We start from the raw sequence: 3,485 nt of genomic DNA, 5'->3' as shown, positions 1-3,485 counted from the left end.
TTCGCTAAACAAGCCTATACAATGGCTGCTTCAAACTAAAAACACAACTATCGAGTAAATAACTTGCCAGGGGCCAACTAATTTCATTTGCAGCAATGGGGCGGGCAAAATAAAAATGATCATATGGAGAGATTGCCCATGGGATGGGATAGAGCGGGGGACGCCAATCCGATATAGGTTCGGCACCTGGTGTGGGGATGACGAAACGCAGCGGTGGGAGTTGTGTTGGCGTGGGTATAAGTGATTCGCTCTCCGGGAGGCTTGATTCTGGTTGGAGGGGGATTACGGGTGTTGGCGTGGGATCGGGGTCCGATTTGGGGAACGCACGGCAAGCTGAAAGCCCGAGCGTGATTCCGAAGCCGAAGGCTAGTCCCCAAATAATAAAAATCTTTTTCATGGAGTCGATGTCGCGAATTGGAAAATTGAAAGCGGTGTGGATGTGGGAACAAGGGTAAGCGGCGTACTGGTTGGGCGCGGCGTATTGGTTGGGCGCGGCGTACCTGTGGGGATTGGTGTTGGTGTCGGGGTTTTGCTTGGTGGCAGGACGGGGGTGGGGGTGAGCAGAATCTCAGGAGGATAGAGATCGAGCATGGCCTCATACCAGTTCACGCCCCCCTTTTGGACGAACGCTGTAAAACGGGTACCCCTGTAAAAATTACGCCAGTTAGAAAGCGCGGGGATGCGTTGCCAGCCATAATTTTTCGCCAGCGTGGTGAAGTCTACCCAGTAGCCTGAGGGAATGGCGCTAAAAGAACCCCCGGTTTCGTAAGTAGCGGGGTCAAGGTTGTAGCGTGTGCTTAAATCCCAGACAGGATCATGAAGAGGCATACCCATTGAGCCATCCTGATTTTGGGCGTGAAGGTAAAGATTCCAATAGGTTTGTTGCCCGATCTCGTGCCGAACGGAAACCATCCAGCCTGCACTGGCAATAAGGGGATTGAGGCTGAAGGCGCGCCCAGTGTAGAGCCAGTCATCGCTCATGCCGGGATCGAGAGCGGTGGTAAGGGGAATGAATGCATTTTCGAGATTGGCAAGCGCATCCCAGCCGGCACGCGTAATGATCGCTTCGCGCAAGGCTTCAAATGATGCATATACAGAATGATGGAGATTTGGATATGGGGCCTGAACATCATCAAGAGCGACTAAATTTTCCCGCACAGAGAGGGATTCTGGGGTGGGGATATCCGATGTCCAGAGTGGGGCGGGGGTCACAACGGCTGCATTCCTATAATTTTGAGGTAAATTCACAGGGAGGGGATCAGGTAGCCAGAGCATTCCCTTTAGTGCACCAGGAAGAGGCCAGGGCTGAAGAAGCAATCCACCCTCGAGGCTGTACGCAGAAAGATAATTTTCTTTACCGCTTTCAACCATGGTAAGCAGGCTATCACCGCGCTGGTTCCAAACAGCCCAATCACCCTCGCCAACCCATGCTGCGGGGATATTTGGTTTATCTATATCCCAGATGAAAATACCGCTGGGATCATTATCATAGGAATTGGAGGCCCAAACCAGGTGGCTGCCATCCTGTGACCAGACCGGGTGATCTTCGATAGCATTTGGGGTTTCACTGAGGTTCAGAAAGCGGTTGCTGCCGGTATCGTCGAGGTCAGCCAGGTAGATATCGCTGTCACCTCCACGCGTGGAAACGAAAGCGACCTGACGTCCATCTGGCGCCCAGGCGGGAGAATGATCGGCAGCGGGATTATCTGTCAGGCGGATGGCCTCCTGGCCGCTGTCGCTGATCGGCTGGATGAGAATTTCAAGGCTATGATCAAGATAGGTTTCAGACGCAAGCCAGGCGCCATCAGGTGACCAGGAGGGGGCGCCATCGTAGGTTTTTGTATTGGTCAGGCGGGCGGTTTCGCCACTCTCAATCTCGAGCAGGTAAAGGTCCCAAAAACCACTCCGATTGGAGGCAAATGCGATTTGCTTGCCGTCCGGGCTGAGGGCGGGGGAAATATCATCCCATTCACCGGAAGTGAGACGGAGGAAGGGTTGATCGATGGGAGAATAAGCGAAAAGATGCGCATAAGCACCCTCGTTAATCGAGAGGATGAAGATGCCAGGAAAATCGGAGAAGATGACCGGTGTAGAAGCAGCATCCGCATTGGGGGCAAAAGGTGTTTGGGTTGCGGGAGCGGGTGTAAAGTCGGGCGAATCGGCATCTCCTCTGCAGCCAGCGAGGAGAGAGAGAAGAAGCAATCCAATTAAAATGCGGACCCTGTAACTATATCCCACTACTCTTTGATCTCCTCAATTTCAAAATCAAATTCCGCGCGATCCGTATCTTCGACGGGGATATCCAGCCGAAATAGTTTTGGGTCTTCTTCGTCTGTGGGGGGGTAGAAGAGGCGCATGATGAGTTTATATTTTCCATCCTGGCGCTCAGCGCGTAAGTGGATGGTAAATTCCTGTTTCCAGGCCATAGGCTCAATAATGCTCACCGTGGAGACTTCCATGCCGGCTGGGTCAAGGAGAACCATATCGAGATGCGGACGGACCTGGTAGGGAGTCATTTCAAGATTAATGCGCACTCGTTTTGCATCTGGGTAGGGTTCAGCCGTGAGTACAAGAATGCGCGTCTCTTCTGGCGGCACTTTGCTGTTATTTAGCTCTTCAAGATCGGGGAAGAAAAACTCTTTATTGGGGTCATTCTCTTCCGGAGAATCAGGAGTAGGGTTCATTATTTACTCTCAATATTTTTAATGTAGATGCATGAGCATACCATGAAACAGGTCTGCTGGGCTATGGGTCAAGTGAGTCTAATTTATTGATCAGGTTGGAAAAATCTTCAGGATGGGGTGCGGTAAAAGTCACCCTCTTTTTTGTGGAGGGATGTCCAATTGACAGACTTTGGGCGTGGAGGGCGGCGCGTGGTATTAGATCAGTTTTTTCTGCCCCATAAAGATGATCTGCGACAATGGGAAATCCAGAAGTGGATAAATGGACACGGATCTGATGCGTTCTTCCGGTTTTTGGACGCGCTTCGATCCAGGCGTGATCCTGCCACCGTTTAATGATCTTGAAGCTCGTCTCAGCCTGTTTGCCGCGATTTTTGTCCACAACTGTGCGATGCTTTCTGCCGACATTCGCATGGAGCATATGATGGGTAGTGTACTCGTTCCATTCGGGGACATTTTCGACGATGGCGTGGTAGATCTTTTCAACTTCCCGCTGCTCGAATTGTGTGTTCAGATACCGATGTGCTTCTGCGGTGCGCGCAAAAACCACGACTCCCGAGGTGACCTTATCCAGCCGGTGCACGACCCAAACCCTGCCGAATTTATCTTCGAGCATTTTTCGCAGAACGAGTGCGTTCTCATTCCAGCCCTCATGCAGGACAGAAATCCCGGCAGGCTTGTCGAGCACGATAATGGCTTTATCCTGGTGAATGATATTTAGCATGGGCGTATTATGCCATAAAGGATATAAAAATATACCGAGGGTTTTTGAAAAAACCTTGATATTAACCTAAGGTCAGGGTT

Annotated in this window: 4 protein-coding genes; all 4 read right to left on the bottom strand. The window is 51.2% G+C overall.

All coding sequences use genetic code 11. The annotated features are described in order from the left end of the window. Positions 1-4: 4 nt before the first annotated feature. Positions 5-397, bottom strand: coding sequence for a hypothetical protein (locus AC3DOM_RS16815; RefSeq protein ID WP_487920192.1), 393 nt, complete (start codon positions 395-397; stop codon positions 5-7). Next, positions 394-2,238, bottom strand: a complete 1,845-nt coding sequence (locus AC3DOM_RS16810) for a TolB family protein (RefSeq protein WP_487920191.1) — start codon at positions 2,236-2,238, stop codon at positions 394-396. The genes AC3DOM_RS16815 and AC3DOM_RS16810 overlap by 4 nt, the downstream gene beginning before the upstream one ends. Further along, the gene (locus AC3DOM_RS16805) at positions 2,238-2,684 is read right to left on the bottom strand and encodes a hypothetical protein (protein ID WP_487920190.1); all 447 of its coding nucleotides are present in this window, start codon (positions 2,682-2,684) and stop codon (positions 2,238-2,240) included. Before AC3DOM_RS16805 ends, AC3DOM_RS16810 begins: the two co-directional genes overlap by 1 nt. 61 nt (positions 2,685-2,745) lie before the next feature. Next, positions 2,746-3,405, bottom strand: a complete 660-nt coding sequence (locus tag AC3DOM_RS16800) for an RluA family pseudouridine synthase (protein WP_487920189.1) — start codon at positions 3,403-3,405, stop codon at positions 2,746-2,748. Positions 3,406-3,485 lie beyond the last annotated feature (80 nt).

The sequence above is a fragment of the Candidatus Desulfolinea nitratireducens genome (genome assembly GCF_982879505.1).
Note: the sequence above shows the minus strand (reverse complement) of the source record. Positions and strands in the feature narration are given on the sequence as shown.